Source organism: Amycolatopsis sp. NPDC059657 (assembly GCF_042734395.1).
GTDB lineage: Bacteria > Actinomycetota > Actinomycetes > Mycobacteriales > Pseudonocardiaceae > Amycolatopsis.
In genome coordinates this window covers 1-1,098 of record NZ_JBHWEB010000279.1, presented here as the reverse complement: position 1 = coordinate 1,098, position 1,098 = coordinate 1, and the positions used below count along the sequence as shown (strand labels likewise).

General features: G+C 70.0%; 1 protein-coding gene. It reads right to left on the bottom strand.

The features are described 5' to 3' along the window. Nucleotides 1–67 precede the first annotated feature (67 nt). The coding region (locus tag ACFV15_RS48210) for an IS1380 family transposase (RefSeq protein WP_378360262.1) at nt 68–1,098 on the bottom strand (1,031 nt) is incomplete at its 5' end.

Genomic DNA, 1,098 nt, shown 5'->3' with positions numbered 1-1,098 from the left:
TGGGCGTGGTGGGGTGTCCGGCGTCGCATCCGGTGTGTCCACTGTGGTCTGGTCGTAGGGGTGTGGGTCAGGCTGTTCGGGTGTGTGTGGCGGTGAACAGGCGCTGGTAGTTGTGTTGCCAGCGCCAGTTCGTGGGCAGTCGCAGGGTGAGTGTGCGGGCGGTGTGGGTGATGCGGGCGGGGATGGCGATGAGCTGTCTGCGCAGGGTGGGGATCCGGGCGCGGGCGTGTTCGCCGCCGGCGAGCACGCCCGCGGCGCGGGTGAGGTTGTGGGCCAGTGCGGCGAGGGTGAGCCAGGCGGCGTTGGCGTGAAAGTGCGCGCTGGGGAAGTGGGCCAGGGCTGAGCTTTCGAGGTCGGCGAAGACGTGCTCGATCGCTCCGGCGCGGGCGCGGTGCTGGGTTTCGGCGGCGAGTGTGCCGAGGTCGGAGTTGGTGAAGATCGCGTGGTAGCGCCAGGTGGTGAACAGTTCGCCCTGTTCGGTGATCGCGGTGGCGCGGGTGCGGCGCACGATGAGCCGGGCGGTGGTTTTCTGCCCGGGGTTGGTGGTCGGGTTTGTGAAGGCGGTGTGGGTGGTCTCGGCGATTTGCGCGGTGTGGATGGCTTCGCCGGTGTGCTCGTCATAGACCGGGGTGTCGTAGGTGATCGGGGTCCACAAGTTCTCGTCGATCGCGGCGATGACGCGGAGCAGGCCTTTGCTCTGGCGGGCGGTGACGGAGAACAGCACACCCTGCGCGGTCAGCGCGGCGATGAGTTCGCCGACGTAGAACCCGGAATCGCCGCGCACGATGATCGTGCCGGTGGCGCCGGCCTCGCGGGCGCTGCGCACCGCCCGGTTGGCGAATGTGGTCGCGTTGCGGCGGGTGTCGGCGTTGCCGCCGCGCAGCCGGGTCGCCGCGATCACCGGTGCGTGCCCGGGCGTGGCCACGGTGGCGGCTAGGAAATCCAGGCCACGGACCTTTTTGTGGCCGAATTTCGCGCCCGCCTTGGTGCGGCCGAACACCCGGGTGAGTTTGGAGTCCAGATCGACGATCGCCAGCCGGTCGGCGCCGGGCAGCAGCGGCACGGCCGCGGCCAGCCTGCTCAGCGCGGTCGTGGCCA